Here is a 14065-nt window from a genome sequence, read left to right as displayed (position 1 = left end):
GGGACTTGATCCGGTCACGCGGTAATCGCCGACCGGGTCACGTCCCGGGCGGCAAGGCGTCCAAGCAGTTCGCTTGTCACCGCTTTCGTTCCCATGTCGCCGCCGAACTCCATCGGCCGCAGCGCGTTGTCTGCAAATCCGGTGTCGACGGCCGAATTGATCAGGTCCGCGGCATCGGCGAGCAATGGCCGGTCGAGCTTCTCGGCAAGATAGTCCAGCATAAGTGCGCCGCTCAGGATGGCAGCCAGCGGGTTGGCCTTGTCCTCGCCCATGATATCGGGGGCGCTGCCATGGGCCGGCTGAAAGAGCCCGGTCTCATCGCCGATCTCGCCACAGGCGGCCATGCCCATGCCGCCGACAAGTCCCCCGGCAAGGTCCGACAGGATGTCGCCGAACATGTTCTCCATCACCAGGACGTCGAATTCCCAGGGCTTGCGCACCAGGTCGAGCGCCTGCGCATCGACATAATTGTAGCCGACGGGCACATCCGGAAACTCGGCCTTCACCTCGTCGAAGATCTGGCGGAAGAAGGCGAGTGAAGCAAAGACATTGGCCTTGTCGACACAGGTCAGCTTGCCCGGATGGCCGCGCTCCTGCCGTTTGCGGGCAAGGTTGAAGGCGAAGCGATGCAGCTTGGTCGTGGTCTTGCGCGTGATCCGGAGGATGTCCATCACCTCGTCGTCATTGACCACCAGGCTGCGCTTGTGGGCGGCGGCGGAATAGAAGAGACCTTCGGTGGATTCCCGCAGGATCACCAGATCGATGCCGGCCGCGCGCGGATCGGCAAGACGCTGCGGCGCGTTGGGATAGGCCTTGACCGGCCTGACGCCGGCATAAAGCCCGAAGCGGTCACGCAGGCGCAGGTGCGGCGAGATCTCGGTGCCGTCCTTGTGCCGGATCGACGGCAGACCGATAGCGCCGAGAAAGATTGCATCCGCAGAGCCGGCCCGTTCCTCGCCGTCTTCTTCGATATCCCTGCCGGTTTCCCTGAAATAGGCGGCGCCCGCCTGGATCTCGTCATATTGCGGCAGGCTATTGCCGGTCCGCTTCAGGGCAGCTTCGACAATTGCAAGCGCCGCATCGGCCACATCGACGCCGATCCCGTCACCTTTTATCAGGGCAATCTTCATGGGAACCAATCCTTACATCCACTCAACGTCAAAGCGCTCGACAAGCCGGCCGATCTGGCCGGGGCTGAGCGCCGCTGCGGCCGAGCCGCGTAACAAAAGGGCGAGTTTCGCCGTCGCCTCCAGCTCTTCGGTGGCATAGACGGCCGCTTCCAGATCCTTGCCCGCGACCACCGGCCCATGATTGGCAAGCAGCACCGCCGAGCGTTTGCCTGCAACGCCACGCACCGCGTCGCCCATGGCCGGATCGCCGGGCACGAAAAAGGGCAGGAGCTTCACCTTGCCGAGCTGCATGATCCCGTAGGCCGTCAGAGGCGGTAGTGCATTGTCCGGATCGATTTCCGGAAGCAGCGACAGGGCCACCGAATGGCAGGAATGCAGGTGAACGACGGCGCCGGTCTTGCGCCGGGTCTCGTAAAAGGCCGCGTGAAGGGGCATTTCCTTTGTCGGGAGGTCCCCGGAAAGGTGTTCTCCGCCAGCGGAGAGATGGCTGATCCGGGCCGGATCGAGAAAGCCCATGGAGGATCCGGTCGGCGTCACCAGCAGGCTGCCGTCGGCGAGGCGGACCGAGATATTGCCGGTCGAGCCGTGCGTCAGGCCGCGATCGAACATCGATTTCGCCATCAGGCAGATCTGCTCGCGGACATGCGCGTTCTCGCTCATTGGCCGCTCTCCAGAACGGCAAGCGCCTCGGAGAAAAAGTCGGGTCCGCCGAAGTTGCCGGATTTCAGCGCCAGGGCAATCGGCCGGTCCGCCACCTTGAGCGCCGGAACTCCGGGGGCGATCTTCGGACCGATGTCGAGAGCTGAGGCACCGAGACCGGAAACAACGGCTCCAGACGTTTCCCCGCCGGCGACCACGATCCGGTTGACCCCGGCATTGGAAAGGGCCGCCGCCAGATTGGCAAAGAGGCTCTCGATGGCATCGGCGCTTTTCTCACGTCCATATTTCTCCTGGGCGGCACCGACGACCTGCGGGTCGGCGGAGGAAAAGAGAAGGGGCGCAGTCTCCTGGCGCAGGGTCCATTCGACGAGATCCTGCAGCGAGAGCTTGCCCGCCATGATGTCGTCGGCGGAAAGTTCGCGCGCCGAAGCCACAGAGCTGTAGCGCTCCACCTGCCCCCGTGTGGCGGTGGAACAGGAGCCGGACAGGACCACCGCCTTGCCGGGAACGCCGTTCCAGATTGCCGAGACAGGCGCATGGCCAAAATTCTGCGGCAGCCCGAGGGCGATACCGGAACCGCCGGTAAGAAGCCTGCGCTTTGCGGAAGCTCTGCCGATGGCAACAAGATCCTCGTTGCGGACCGCATCGACGATGACCATGGTCTGCCGGCCTGCCGGCGCGGCGAGATTGATGGCGGCCGGGCCTTCTGCGACCCTGGACACCGGCACATGGCCGACCGCCCAGGAGGTCTGCCGGGCAAGAGCCCGCCGGATATCGGGATCGCGCATCGGCGTCAGCGGATGATGCTGCATGCCGCTTTCGTTGAGCAGCCTGTCGCCGACAAAGAGGTGGCCCTGATAGACGGTACGCCCGTTTTCCGGAAAGGCGGGGCAGACGAGCACGGAGGTCTCGCCGAGCCGCTCGGCCAGCGCTTCCGTCACAGGACCGATATTGCCCTCGTCCGTTGAATCGAAGGTGGAACAGACCTTGAAGACGATCTGCGTGCAGCCCTGGTCGACCAGCCAGTCGCAGGCCTTGAGCGATGTTTCGATTGCCTGGCCGACAGGCGCGGTCCGCGATTTCAGCCCGATGACGCCGGCGGCGACCCTGGCTTCGGCGGCTGTCTTCGGGACACCGACATATTGCGTTGTCGGCATGCCGCCTTCCGACAGCATCAGTGCAATGTCGGAAGCGCCGGTGAAATCATCCGCGATGACGCCGAGTTTCATGAGCGGATCCCCTTGAGCGGTCCGCGATCGAGCCGGAAGACGTGATCCGGACCGTCTTGCGGAAAGAACTGGCGCACCAGCGGGTCGTGGCCGGGAATGACGAGGTCTACGGAACTGGCCAGCCGCTGGATCGTGCCGAAGCCGTCCAGCATGTCCTGAAGATCGACGACGATCGGGAAGGGCTTGGCCTCCAGGAAATTCTCGTAGTAGTGCGCCGCGTCCGAGGCGAGGCACAGCCAGCCGGCATCGGTCAATACGCGCACGGCCTGCAAGCCCTTGCTGTGCCCGCCGATGCGGTGAACCGTGACGCCTTCACGGACTTCGCCGTCGCCCTCGTGAAAGACGACCCGGCCGGAATAAAGCCGCTGCACCGCTTCGCAGACATGATCGGCGGTGAACGGCGCCTTGAGCGTGCCGTGGCACATGCAGGGACCGGTGGCATAGGCCATCTCGGCGGCTTGCAGGTGAATGGTCGCGTTCGGGAAATGCTTCAACCCGCCCGCATGGTCGTAGTGAAGGTGCGTGACCACGATGGTCGAGACGTTTTCCGGCAGGATGCCGAGCGGGGCCAGCGCCTCGACCGGGTTCATCCGCACCGGCCGTCCGCGCCGGCTGCCTTCTTCTTCGTCGTAGCCGGTGTCGACCAGAATGACCTCGTCGCGCTGGCGCAAGACCCAGAGGAAATAGTCCATCGCATGCGGCTGGGCGTGATTGTCGTCAAGGAGGAAGCTGTCCTTCCTGGTGCGGCTGTTCCTGTCCGCATATTTGACCGCGAAGACTTCCCAGGGGCTCATGAAACCACCGTTGCGTAGGTCCTGATGGTCTTTTCTTCGATCATCTCCGATACCCTTGCGTCGAAGCTCTTGAAGTGGGGCGTTGCAAGATGGGCCTGGAAAGCGGCCGCATCGTCGTAGATCTCATAGAGGAAGATCTCCAAGGGGTGGGCCGGATCGGAGCAGACATCGAACTGCCTGCATCCGGGCTCGTGTTTCAGGGAGGCTTTCGCGTTTTCGATCATCAGCGGAAGAAAGGCTTCCATGCTTTCCTCCCGGATTTTGAACACGACTGTCACGGCAAACATCTGGTCTCTCCTCAGCGGAACAGGTGCACCATACCCATGGTGAAGATGGGAAAGTAAGTGACCAGGAGCAGGGCGACGATGGCGGCCAGGTAGAGCGGTGCCATTTTGCGGGCAATGGAAAGCACACCCACGCCGGAAATTCGCGATGCCACATAGAGGGTGGCGCCCACCGGCGGCGTGAAGAGACCGACCGCGACGTTGCAGGTCATGATTACGCCGAGATGCACCGGGTCGACACCGAAGGCCTGGGCAGTCGGCAGGAACAGCGGCGCTGTCAGCAGGATTGCCGGGACCGGATCGAGCACGAGGCCGAGGATCAGGAGAACGATGTTCACCAGGAGCAGGAACATCCAGGGGCCGGAGGAGAATTCCTGCACGAAGCCGACCAGGATCTGCGGCATCTGTTCCAGGGTGATCAGCCAGCCAAGCACCGTCGTCGCGCCGATCACCACCATCACCACCGCACTGGTGACGAAGCTGTCGACGAGGAGCCGGGGCAGGTCTCGCAGCTTGAAGTCGCGATAGACAAGTGTGGTGACGATCAGGCCATAGACGACGGCAAGGGCCGCGGCTTCGGTCGGCGTTACCCAGCCGGTGAAGATGCCGCCAAGGATCACGACCGGCATGAAGAGGGCAGGGGCCGTGCCAATGAAGGACGTGGTGAGTTCCTTCAAGTTGGTCGTCCGCCCACCCGGGTCGCACTTTGTGGTCTTGCCGACGTAGTAGCAGACAGCCATGAAGAAAGCGCCGAAGATAATGCCAGGGACCATGCCGCCGAGGAAAAGATCCGCGACCGAGACGTTGCCGACAAAACCGTAGATGAGCATAGGGATCGACGGTGGGATGATGATGCCGATGGTCCCGGCCGCCGCAACGAGCCCGGCCGCGAACGCCGTGTTGTAGCCCTCGCGGGACATGTTCTTGATCATGACCGAGCCGATGGCGGCGCTATCCGCAATGGCCGAGCCGGAAATGCCGCCGAAGATCATCGACGCGCCGACGACGACCATGCCGAGACCGCCGGCCATGAAGCCGAAGGCAGCTCTTGCAAAGCCGATGATGCGCAGGCCCACCCCGCCGCGGCTCATCATTTCGCCCGCAACGATGAAGAGCGGAATGGCCAGAAAGTGGTTCGGTTCGACGCCGCCGATGAAGTTCAGGTAGAGCGCCTGCAGCGGATAGCCGAGGTCGAAGACGATGATCGGCAGGACGGCGGTGATCAGGATTGCCCAGACCAGCGGAATGCCGAGAAAGACGGAGGTCAGGAAGACCGCAACGACAAAGAGCAGGATCATGACAGGGCCTCACCGCCATCGGAATGAGTTGCATGGGGCACGACCGGATTCCGGATGTCGTAGACCATGTTGAAGAGGTGAAAGATCAGCGTCAGCGCCATGCCGGCGGGCATGGAGGCGTAGAGCAGCCCGACCGGCCAGTAGAGCACCGTTGTCTTCTGCGCCCAGGTGTGAGCGGAGATATTATAGCCGGTATAGATCAGGCTGATCAGCAGGGCGGCGATGATGACATCGATAGCGATCGACAGCACCCGCTGGCCAGTCCGGGGCACCAGCTTTTCGACGACTTCCGTCACACGCATATGCGCGCCGCGGGCAATCGCTGCGGCGCAGCCGAAGAAGGTGCTCCAGAGCAGCAGGAAACTGGTGATCTCCAGCGACCAGGCAAGGTCAAAACCGGCAAAGCCGCGCAGCCAGGCATTGCAGAAGACCAGGGTGACGATCGAAAAGCCGCCAAGTGCCAGGCACAAATCGACCAGATGGCTGAGCCAGCGCAGCCCAGCCGGATAATGATCTCGGTAATCCAAGGGTCGTCTCTTTTTTGAGAAAGGGCCGGAACCGCCGCGTGACTTGCGGTTCCGGCAGTTAAGCCCTGGAGCATCCGGCGTTCTCACAAGCGCGGACAGATGCTCCAACCCTCAAGAAACGATCAACTCTGGACGGGCTATCGCCTGCGATAGAACGCCCGTTGATCTTGTTGCTTGATCAGTTCTGGGCCGGGAGTTTCTCGCGGATCGCCGCTGCATCAGCGAGGATCCTGTCAACATCTTCGTCGCCATAGACGTCCTTGGCTTTGGCATAGACCGACTGGACGGCTTCGCGGAACGGGCCGATCTCCGGCACGCTCACCTTGGCGCCGCTTTCCTGCATTTCCGTCAGCTGGCTTTCGACGGAGCTCTTGACGAGGTTACGGCTGAACTCCGCAGATTCCTTCGCGGCTTTCAGAATGGCTTCCTTGTCCTCGTCGGAGAAGGACTGCCAGGTCTTTTCGGCGACCGTCAGCGGCAGCGGGCTGTAGACGTGGCGGGTTAGGGTGATGTAGGGCGCGACTTCATAGAAACGCAGCGACTTGATGGTGTCGACCGGGTTCTCCTGGCCGTTGACGATGCCCTGCTGGATGGAAATGTAGACGTCGGTGATCGGCATGACGACGGTCTGGAAGCCGATGGCTTCCATCGACCAGCGGATCATATCGTTCGGAAAGACGCGCATTTTCATGGACTTGGCGTCTTCCGGCGAGTTCAGCGGCTCGTTGGTGGTGAAGCTGCGGAAACCGGCTTCCCAGGTCGACAGCACCCGGAAACCCTTTTCCGGAAGTTTTGCGAACTCACCCTGCAGCCACTCGGAATTGTCATAGAGTTCCCAGCCCTGCTCGTACGTATCGACCAGGAAGGGCATGGCGGTGAGGTTGAGGGTCGGCATGTGGGTGGCATAGCTGCCCGTTGCCGAGACGGTGAAGTCGATGCCGCCGAGCTGCAGGAGTTCGATGGCCTTCGGGTCGTTGGCAAGCGTGCCCGACGGGAAGATCTGAACTTCGTAGCGGCCTTCCGTATATTCCTTCACCTTCTCCGCAAACTGCTCAGCCGCTGCCTGGCGCGACCCGCCGGGATTGTCCGTGTGGCTGAAACGCAGGGTTTCAACGGCCTGGGCGCCACCCATTCCCACCGTCAGGATTGCCGCGCTCAAAAGCAGCCGGCTCAAGGATTTCTTGTCAAGCATTTCGGTCTCCTCCCACGGCCGCTCCAAGGCCGTATCCATTTACACATTCGATTGCGTATACGTAAATCAATCCCTTGTCAACGGCGCTAATGTCGACTATCAAAAATCCAACGACGCATTTGCCGCGCCGGAATTGCGCAGGGTCCAAGCCCTTCAGCCGTTTTCCGGGATGCGGGGGAGGATGGAAAAAGATGAACGAAGGCCGGAAGAAAGGCCCTGGGAAAAGCGCCAAGGAAAGATCAGGTGCCTTGCGGGTTGCCTGTCTGGGTGCCGGATATTTCGCCCAGTTTCATTATGATGCCTGGCGCAGGATCCCGAAGGTACGCCTTGTCGGCGCTTGCGACCAGGACAGGGAAAAGGCAAGGGCGACCGGTCTGACGGCCTTCGGTGAACTGGACTGCATGCTGAAAATGTCAAAGCCGGACCTGCTCGACATCATCACGCCGCCGCCGACACACTTTGCCGCCATCAAGCTCGCGATCGAAAAGGGCGTGAAGGCGATCATCTGTCAGAAGCCCTTCTGCACGTCGCTGGACGAAGCGAAACTGGCAACCGATATGGCCGATGCCGCGGGTGTCACCATCGTCATTCACGAGAATTTCCGCTTCCAGCCGTGGTATCGCACCATCCGGCAGGCACTGGATCGAGGGCTTGTCGGAGACCTGTTGCAGGTCACGTTCCGGCTGCGGACCGGAGACGGGCAGGGGCCCGGGGCCTATCTCGACCGGCAGCCATACTTTCAGGAAATGCCCAGGCTGCTGATCCACGAAACGGGTGTTCACTGGATCGACACGTTCCGATTTCTCATCGGCGAACCAGCAGCAGTCTATGCGGATCTGCGGCGGCTGAATCCGGTCATCAAGGGCGAGGACGCCGGTTATTTCATTTTCGACTATCCGGAGGGCGTCCGGGCGCTCTTCGACGGCAACCGGCTGTTGGATCATGCGGCCGAGAATTGCCGCACCACGCTCGGCGAAGCCCTTGTCGAAGGCACGAAGGGGACGCTGACGCTGTCCGGTGACGGTTCGGTGCGCCTGCGCCACTTCGGGGACCGGACGGAAACGGTTCTGCTCGCCGCGCAAGCCTGGAAGGGCTTTGGCGGTGACTGCGTCAAGAATCTGATAAGTCATGTGGTCGACGGCCTGCTTGAGGGCAAGACGCTGGAAAACGAGGCGCGGGACTATCTGAAGGTGATTGCGATCGAAGAGGCGCTCTACGAGTCGGATCGTCTGGGGGCGAAAATCCGGGAGTTTGACTGTGCTTGAGGCTCCGAAACAGAAAACCATCACCACCCAGGCGATGGAACAGATCCGCCAGCTCATTTTCGATGGTGAACTGGCAGCCGGTTCCGATCACCTGGAAAGCGAACTTGCCGACCGTCTCGGCATGTCGCGAACGCCGGTGCGCGAGGCAACGCTCATGCTTGCCCAGCAGGGGCTTCTGGAAGTGCGCCCGCGCAAGGGCGTTCGCATCGCCACCCTGTCGCTGAAGGACATGGAAGAGATCTATGCGATCCTGACCGAACTGGAGAGCCTTGCGGCCGAAGAAGCGGCAGAAAAGGGATATACGGAAAAGGATCTTGCAGCACTCAAGCAGTCGATCGAGGCGATGGAAGAAGCGCTCAAGCGCGAAGACCGGGAATCCTGGGCGATTGCCGACGATGCCTTCCATACCGAGCTTGTCCGTCTTGGCGGCAATTCGCGCGTGCAGTCCATCGTCTCGATGATGTCCAACCAGGTGCGCCGGGCGCGGGCCATGACGCTCTATATCCGCCCGCTACCCCTCAAATCCAACGAGGACCACCGGGCCGTCTTCGATGCGATCTGCAAGGGCGATCCGGCAGCGGCCCGCCAGCGCCACCACTGCCACCGGCAGGACGCGCGCGAAGTGCTGATCGAGCTTCTGAAAAAGCACAGGCTTTTCCAGATCTGATGAAAGGCCGGCCGCGGCGGATTACTGCCACAATGGCGGCTGCCCCATGTCGAAGAACTCAATACATGACCGTATAGAGCGAAATCTCGACGGGGAGGTCTCCCCTGACTTTTGCATTGCCTTGCGCAAGCAGCCACCCGTCGGCGCGCTCCAGCCGGGCGACGACCTGCAGCGTCGGCGATGCGGCCGCGCTTTCCGGGATGGTCAGGACAAAGGCAAGCGTCTTCGCGCCGCCATCGCTTTTGAGCTGCGTTTCGGTCGCCAGGGCTTTCTTGTCGGCAGCGCCCGGGTCTTCCAGGAAGATCTTGAGACGGCCTTCCGGAACTGCCTTTCCTTCGGCGAAGGTGACGGTACCGCTGATATCTGCCGATTGCGCCGCGACCGTTGCTGCCGAAGCCGCGGTTCCGGCGGCCAGCAGCCCGGCGGCAAAGAGCGCAGCCTGGCGATTGGTGATGCGTTTCATGTGTGTTCCCCGAGCCTTGGGTTGCGCCCCGTTTCCAGGAAGGCGGTAGGCTTTGGAAGAGCGCCCGAGGGCGCCCTTCCGGATGAGGTCGGATGGGGCCGGCCGGATCAGATAATGATGAAATTATCTGCCGAGAGGTCGAGACCTCTGCTGAGCTGTGCGAACTGGACGGCGTCGATGTCACCGGTGCCGTCGGCGTCGTAGCAAAGAGCTCCGCTGTTGGTGTCGTAGAGGATGCGGTCATTTGCATCCTGGCTGACGCCTGCGGCGCTTTTGTGGAAGGCCATGAGGTCCAGAACACCTTCGTCGCCGAGTTCGGTGAAGATGCGGCTGTCCAGAAGGATCAGATCGTCATCGACATCGAAGTCCTTGATCCGGTCGATATTGTTGCCGCCGAGTTCGGTGGAGAAGCGGAACTGGTCCTCGCCATGACCGCCGGTCAGGATGTCCCTGCCAAGGCCGCCGTCGAGAAGGTCGTTGCCGCGGCCGCCAAAGAGCTTGTCGTTGCCGGCTTCGCCGGGTTCCGCCGGCGCGGGCGGGAATTCGACCGAGACGTTCAGCTTGTAGGTGGAGCCTTCCGGTACCGTTTCTTCCCAGCCGTTGCCCGGTGCGTCCGGCGACCAGCTGCCTTCCAGAATGTAGTAGGTGCCGGTTTCCTCCACGACAAAGACCGTGCTGGAATCGCGGCCGCTGGTCGAGCCTGGATCACCGCCGCCATCGTCGTTCTCGGTAACGATGTTGCCGTTGCTGTCGAGCAGGCGGACCCAGCTGTCATGGACATTCGGGTCGGCGATGCCGTCGATATCGATCGACAGGACGGTCCCGGCGGCAAGGTCGATACGGTAATACCCGCCAAGACCGTTGCCGGTGGCGTTGACGGTCGTGTGCAGGGTGGTGGTCGAATCGAAGATGTCCGGATCTTCGGTCAGCGAGAAGTTGTTGGAGATGTCGAACGCGGTCGCGATCGAGTTGTTGGTCGCATCGGCCCCCAATGTGGCATAGCCGGTGCCCATGCCAGGGCGCGGAGCCGCGTCGCCTGCATAGGCGAAATCGCCCAGCAGAATGTCGTCGCCGCCACCGCCGCGGATGACGTCGTTGCCGCCCTGGCCGGTCAGCACGTTGGCGGAATTGTTGCCACGGATCGTGTCGTTGTGGCCGGAACCGGAGAGGTTCTCGATGGAGTTATAGGTGTCTCCCTCGGACTTGCCGCGCGCCAGGTTGAGATTGACGCCCCTGGTGTAATCGGAATAGTCCGCCGTATCGCTGCCGGCACCGCCATTCAGGACGTCGCGGCCGAGGCCGCCCGTCAGGATGTCGTTGCCGAGGCCGCCGGAAAGGACGTTGACCCCGTCTGTCCCGATCAGGTGATCGTCATGGATGGAACCGACCGCGTTTTCGACATCGACGATGATGTCATGGCGGATGGCGGTGCCGCGGCCGACGATCTGCACCGGCCCGTCCGCGTCGCCGCCGCTGGCCGTGCCATTGGCAAGATCCACCGTCACGCCGCTGGAGCTGCCCGTATAGACGACCGTGTCGATACCGGCACCACCGTTCAGATAGTCCTGTCCAGACCCGCCAATCAGCGTGTCGTCACCGTCATCGCCATAAAGGATGTCGCCATCGGCGCCGCCATCCAGGATGTCGTTGCCGCCGCCGCCGTTGAAGACGTCGCCGCCGCCGCGACCCCAGAAATGGTTGTCGTCGTCGGTGCCGATGAAGCGGTCGATGCGGTCGTCGGAACCGATCAGGTTCTCGATGCTGTAGAAGGTGTCACCTGAGGCCGTGCCGCCGCTGGCGACGTTGGTCGCCAGGTTGACGAGCAACTGGAAGGGGCTCTCGTTGCTGTAATCGACCGTGTCGACGCCCGCGCCGCCGCGGAAGACATCCGCCCCGGCCTGGCCCATCAGCGTGTCGTCGCCGTCGCCGCCATCGAGCAGGTCGTCACCGGCACCGCCGATGATGGTGTCGTTGCCACGGCCGCCATATAGCGCATCGTTGCCGTCGTCGGTCTCGGTCTGGTCCTCCAGTTCATCGAACGGGATGGTGTTGTTGATGTCACGGCTGGCGAGCGTGTCGCGGCCGCCGATGATCAGGTCGTCGCCGTCGAGGCCGAAGATCGTCTGGCCGCCTGCGCCGCCATTGATCGTGTTGTCGCCGTTGTCGCCGAAGATGATGCCGCCGAGCGTTCCACCGGCATCCGGCGTGCTGCCGCCAGTGTCTGCGACGGGCTCGGTTGGCGTTCCATCGACATAGACGATATTCTCGATATTGGCGAAGCCGCTGACATCGATGCTTCTGTCCAGCACGATGATGGTGTCGTTGCCGCCGTCTTCTTCCTCGCGCACGATGTCGTCCGCGGAATCGACGAAATAGACGTCGTCGCCGAGCCCGCCTGCCATGCGGTCGCCACCGCCGCGGCCGTCCAGCACGTTGTTGCCGTCGTTGCCGATCAGGATATCGTCATGGCGGCTGCCGATGCCGTTCTCGATGTAATATTCGCTCTGGTCCTCGTTGTGACCGGCGAAGATCGAGACATTGTTGCGGTGGCCGTTGACGCTGGAGAAGTGTCCGGCCCTGAGATCGAGCACCGTGCCGTGCGTCGAGCCGGAAAAGTCGATCGTGTCTTCGCCGCCGGTGTCGTGGATCACGAAGCCGATATCGTGCTGCGCGCCCGAAGAGGTCAGCTCGTAGCCGTAGTCCGTGCTGTTGAAGCCGTAGACGTTGTCGCCCGTGTTCAGGTCGATGGTCTGGTAGGTCCGGACCCCGTCCTCGTCGACGGTCGAGAAGAAGCGGCGGATGACCGCCTCGATATCCGCCATCATCGGCGTGACCGCGGACCAGCGGGAGGTTTCACCGACATCGATGCCGTCAAAATAGGACATGACGGAATATTGCTGTCGGTCATAGGTCCAGGTGGCGTTGTTCAGATAGTTGATCTGGACACCGCCTGGGCCGGAATAGTTGTAGAGGCCGGGGTGGTTCAGGCCGAATTCGTGGCCCAGTTCGTGAATGAAACTGTCGAACACATAACCGCCGAGATCGGTCTTGTGCGGCTCCGTGTCGTGGAATTTCTGACCGACGCTGATAAGGCGGTTGCTCGAAAAGGCGCTGCCGTCATTCTGCTCGCCCAGCTCCGGGCTGATGATCCTCATCCAGTGCTGGTCGGGATCGTAGGCGGCGTCATCGACGATTTCGAACTGAAACGGCGTGACGGAGGCCCACATGTTCAGGGCGCCGATGGCGGCTGCCTTGAAATCCGGATGATCGTTGAGTTCCGTGACATTGATCACCAGCGGCTGCGATGCGATTTCGGGCGTCAGGCTGCGGGGCAGCGCGCCCAGGTAGTCGAGGTAGGCTTCGTAGTCCTCGCTTTTGCCAAACGGATTGTCCGGCGTCTGGTCGTTGATCCACCACTCGTCGCCGGGTTGGTTTGGATTCGGCATCTCAGGGTCTCCCATTATGACAACCTTGCACGTTGAGTCTGCAGGGTCTGATGCAGCCGGGCTGGCACCCGGCTTTGCCTCCGCCGCCGTTTTCGACGGCAAAGCTCGTGAAAACCGTCACTGTTACCGATACGCCTGCTGATACAATCATTAGTAATTGTACTCAGGTAACATATATCGATGATTGCACCGCGGCTGGAGCGAGGCAAGTTCAATTTTTGGGAGAGTTTTTTTTGTATGCAATTTTTAAGGGAAATTGCGGATAGTCCGACCGTGACGCCGGTCTGTGGCGCCAGTATGCCGGGATCATGACCGTTTCGGGGCTGTTGCCTAGGTAATTTGGACAGGTTTAGTGACCTAACCTGGCGGCGACACTCTTGTTCGAATGACGGATGAATGTGGGCTCGCCGGTCACCCCTTGGCCCTTGAGGAAACCATGGCAATCACGTTTGAGGAGGCCGACGCGCTGGTGCAACGGCTCGGCTGGCGCGAGTCGGTCTGCCAAGCCGTCGCGCTTAACCGCCTTGCCAGACTTTTACCGCCTCTACCGGATAGACCAGCATCAGCACGTTCAGGGTGAGGTTGTCCCGGATCACCCAGAGCGCCAGAAGCTCGAAGACGATCCCGACCAGCACCGTGACCCAGACTGGCATGCGCCAGGCAAAGAAGAAGCCTGCCAGCATCCACAGGATGTCGAACACGGAGTTGAGCACGCTGTCGCCGGTGTAGCCGACGGCGATGGTTGCCTCGCGGTAGCGGTCGATGATCCATGGGCTGTTCTCGAGGATCTCCCACGCCGCCTCGATGAAGATCGCCCCGAGCGCCCGCTCGCAGACCGACGACCGCCGGAAGACGAGCCACAGGAACAGGTAGAACAGGAAACCGTGGATGATATGCGAGGGCGTGTACCAGTCGGCGATATGCTGTGAGGAGCCCGCAACGTCGCTGGCAGGCGTCCAGAAAAGCACATAACCGCAATCGCAGATCGGGATCCTCCCCATGGCGAGGAGAATGGCGGCGGTCGCGGCAATCATCAGGAGGCCGACGATCAGGCATTTGCTGCGGCTCACGGGTCTCTCCTCGGGCTGTGGGGGAAGCCAGCGATTCTGT

The 14065-nt window shown here is 61.9% G+C and carries 13 protein-coding genes; 2 read left to right on the top strand and 11 right to left on the bottom strand.

Features of this window, described 5'->3' with window-relative positions:
* Positions 1 to 14: 14 nt before the first annotated feature.
* The 8 genes from ACX3M4_RS09150 to ACX3M4_RS09115 all read right to left on the bottom strand — a co-directional run bounded on the left by ACX3M4_RS09150 (position 15) and on the right by ACX3M4_RS09115 (position 7114).
* The gene (locus ACX3M4_RS09150) at positions 15 to 1130 is read right to left on the bottom strand and encodes an isocitrate/isopropylmalate dehydrogenase family protein (RefSeq protein ID WP_459358274.1); all 1116 of its coding nucleotides are present in this window, start codon (positions 1128 to 1130) and stop codon (positions 15 to 17) included.
* 12 nt (positions 1131 to 1142) lie between these two features.
* Complete coding sequence (gene otnC, locus ACX3M4_RS09145; protein WP_459358273.1) at positions 1143 to 1790, bottom strand: 3-oxo-tetronate 4-phosphate decarboxylase; 648 nt, start codon at positions 1788 to 1790, stop codon at positions 1143 to 1145.
* Positions 1787 to 3019: a 3-oxo-tetronate kinase gene (otnK, locus tag ACX3M4_RS09140; protein ID WP_459358272.1), complete on the bottom strand. Its 1233-nt coding sequence runs from the start codon at positions 3017 to 3019 to the stop codon at positions 1787 to 1789. The genes otnC and otnK overlap by 4 nt, the downstream gene beginning before the upstream one ends.
* Positions 3016 to 3813 carry an N-acyl homoserine lactonase family protein gene (locus ACX3M4_RS09135; protein ID WP_459358271.1) on the bottom strand — a complete coding sequence of 266 codons (798 nt, stop codon included), beginning with the start codon at positions 3811 to 3813 and terminating at the stop codon, positions 3016 to 3018. The genes otnK and ACX3M4_RS09135 overlap by 4 nt, the downstream gene beginning before the upstream one ends.
* Positions 3810 to 4100 carry a putative quinol monooxygenase gene (locus tag ACX3M4_RS09130; RefSeq protein ID WP_459358270.1) on the bottom strand — a complete coding sequence of 97 codons (291 nt, stop codon included), beginning with the start codon at positions 4098 to 4100 and terminating at the stop codon, positions 3810 to 3812. The genes ACX3M4_RS09135 and ACX3M4_RS09130 overlap by 4 nt, the downstream gene beginning before the upstream one ends.
* Positions 4101 to 4111: 11 nt before the next feature.
* Positions 4112 to 5395: a TRAP transporter large permease gene (locus tag ACX3M4_RS09125; RefSeq protein WP_459358269.1), complete on the bottom strand. Its 1284-nt coding sequence runs from the start codon at positions 5393 to 5395 to the stop codon at positions 4112 to 4114.
* Positions 5392 to 5922 carry a TRAP transporter small permease gene (locus ACX3M4_RS09120; RefSeq protein WP_459358268.1) on the bottom strand — a complete coding sequence of 177 codons (531 nt, stop codon included), beginning with the start codon at positions 5920 to 5922 and terminating at the stop codon, positions 5392 to 5394. Before ACX3M4_RS09120 ends, ACX3M4_RS09125 begins: the two co-directional genes overlap by 4 nt.
* 178 nt (positions 5923 to 6100) lie before the next feature.
* Positions 6101 to 7114: a TRAP transporter substrate-binding protein gene (locus ACX3M4_RS09115; protein WP_459358267.1), complete on the bottom strand. Its 1014-nt coding sequence runs from the start codon at positions 7112 to 7114 to the stop codon at positions 6101 to 6103.
* 191 nt (positions 7115 to 7305) lie between these two features.
* On the opposite strand from ACX3M4_RS09115, the gene ACX3M4_RS09110 reads away from it, so the two are divergent.
* Both ACX3M4_RS09110 and ACX3M4_RS09105 read left to right on the top strand, forming a co-directional pair.
* Entirely contained in the window at positions 7306 to 8379 is a 1074-nt protein-coding gene (locus ACX3M4_RS09110; protein ID WP_459358266.1) for a Gfo/Idh/MocA family protein, read from the top strand.
* Positions 8372 to 9046 carry a GntR family transcriptional regulator gene (locus tag ACX3M4_RS09105; RefSeq protein WP_459358265.1) on the top strand — a complete coding sequence of 225 codons (675 nt, stop codon included), beginning with the start codon at positions 8372 to 8374 and terminating at the stop codon, positions 9044 to 9046. The genes ACX3M4_RS09110 and ACX3M4_RS09105 overlap by 8 nt, the downstream gene beginning before the upstream one ends.
* A 58-nt stretch (positions 9047 to 9104) precedes the next feature.
* Here ACX3M4_RS09105 and ACX3M4_RS09100 read toward each other — a convergent pair whose 3' ends face one another.
* The 3 genes from ACX3M4_RS09100 to ACX3M4_RS09090 form a co-directional block, all read right to left on the bottom strand.
* Positions 9105 to 9509: a hypothetical protein gene (locus tag ACX3M4_RS09100; protein ID WP_459358264.1), complete on the bottom strand. Its 405-nt coding sequence runs from the start codon at positions 9507 to 9509 to the stop codon at positions 9105 to 9107.
* A gap of 107 nt (positions 9510 to 9616) precedes the next feature.
* Complete coding sequence (locus ACX3M4_RS09095; RefSeq protein WP_459358263.1) at positions 9617 to 12955, bottom strand: M10 family metallopeptidase C-terminal domain-containing protein; 3339 nt, start codon at positions 12953 to 12955, stop codon at positions 9617 to 9619.
* Between the two features lie 515 nt (positions 12956 to 13470).
* Positions 13471 to 14025, bottom strand: coding sequence for a DUF2585 domain-containing protein (locus ACX3M4_RS09090; protein ID WP_459358262.1), 555 nt, complete (start codon positions 14023 to 14025; stop codon positions 13471 to 13473).
* Positions 14026 to 14065: the final 40 nt, after the last annotated feature.

The organism is Roseibium sp. M-1, from assembly GCF_054515675.1.
Note: the sequence above shows the minus strand (reverse complement) of the source record. Positions and strands in the feature narration are given on the sequence as shown.

Excerpts from the sequence above, each read along its gene's own strand:
- ACX3M4_RS09150 (WP_459358274.1), bottom strand. The coding sequence starts at position 1,130 with ATGAAGATTGCCCTGATAAAAGGTGACGGGATCGGCGTCGATGTGGCC.
- otnC (WP_459358273.1), bottom strand. The coding sequence starts at position 1,790 with ATGAGCGAGAACGCGCATGTCCGCGAGCAGATCTGCCTGATGGCGAAA.
- otnK (WP_459358272.1), bottom strand. The coding sequence starts at position 3,019 with ATGAAACTCGGCGTCATCGCGGATGATTTCACCGGCGCTTCCGACATT.
- ACX3M4_RS09135 (WP_459358271.1), bottom strand. The coding sequence starts at position 3,813 with ATGAGCCCCTGGGAAGTCTTCGCGGTCAAATATGCGGACAGGAACAGC.
- ACX3M4_RS09130 (WP_459358270.1), bottom strand. The coding sequence starts at position 4,100 with ATGTTTGCCGTGACAGTCGTGTTCAAAATCCGGGAGGAAAGCATGGAA.
- ACX3M4_RS09125 (WP_459358269.1), bottom strand. The coding sequence starts at position 5,395 with ATGATCCTGCTCTTTGTCGTTGCGGTCTTCCTGACCTCCGTCTTTCTC.
- ACX3M4_RS09115 (WP_459358267.1), bottom strand. The coding sequence starts at position 7,114 with ATGCTTGACAAGAAATCCTTGAGCCGGCTGCTTTTGAGCGCGGCAATC.
- ACX3M4_RS09110 (WP_459358266.1), top strand. The coding sequence starts at position 7,306 with ATGAACGAAGGCCGGAAGAAAGGCCCTGGGAAAAGCGCCAAGGAAAGA.
- ACX3M4_RS09100 (WP_459358264.1), bottom strand. The coding sequence starts at position 9,509 with ATGAAACGCATCACCAATCGCCAGGCTGCGCTCTTTGCCGCCGGGCTG.
- ACX3M4_RS09095 (WP_459358263.1), bottom strand. The coding sequence starts at position 12,955 with ATGCCGAATCCAAACCAACCCGGCGACGAGTGGTGGATCAACGACCAG.